Source organism: Streptomyces sp. UNOC14_S4 (assembly GCF_020740835.1).
Taxonomy (GTDB): domain Bacteria; phylum Actinomycetota; class Actinomycetes; order Streptomycetales; family Streptomycetaceae; genus Streptomyces.
Genome location: NZ_JAINFC010001036.1, coordinates 1 through 667, shown reverse-complemented (window position 1 = coordinate 667; position 667 = coordinate 1). Strand labels below are relative to the sequence as shown.

Below are 667 nucleotides of genomic sequence, written 5' to 3'. Positions count from 1 at the left end.
CGGCACCCGCCGAGCCCTCCGTATCGGCCTCGGCGGGCCCGTCGGTTCCGGGAAGACCGCGACCGTCGCCGCCCTGTGCCGCACGCTGCGCGACCGGCTCTCCATCGCCGTCGTCACCAACGACATCTACACCCGCGAGGACGCCGAGTTCCTGCTCCGGCACGCCGTGCTGCCGCCCGAGCGCATCACGGCCGTCGAGACCGGTGCCTGCCCGCACACCGCGATCCGTGACGACATCTCCGCCAACCTCGAAGCCGTCGAGGACCTGGAGGACGCGGTGGGCCCGCTGGACCTGGTCCTCGTCGAGTCCGGGGGCGACAACCTCACCGCGACCTTCTCCAAGGGCCTCGTCGACGCGCAGATCTTCGTGATCGACGTCGCGGGCGGCGACGACATCCCGCGCAAGGGCGGCCCCGGCGTCACCACCGCCGACCTGCTCGTCGTCAACAAGACCGACCTCGCGCCGTACGTCGGCGTGGACCTCGGCGGCATGGCCCGTGACGCCGCGGCCCAGCGCGGCGAACTGCCCGTCGCCTTCACCTCGCTCAAGACGGAGGACGGCGTACGGCCCGTCGTCGACTGGGTCCTGGAGCAGCTCGCCGCCTGGACCGCCGGCCCACGATGACCACCGCACCCGTACGGCCCGCCGCCCTGCCCGCCGCCCTGC

At 73.5% G+C, this 667-nt stretch carries 1 protein-coding gene; it reads left to right on the top strand.

Going from position 1 to position 667, the window contains the following annotated elements:
• The coding region (gene ureG / locus K6I34_RS37765) for an urease accessory protein UreG (RefSeq protein WP_229332513.1) at positions 1-625 on the top strand (625 nt) is incomplete at its 5' end.
• Positions 626-667: the final 42 nt, after the last annotated feature.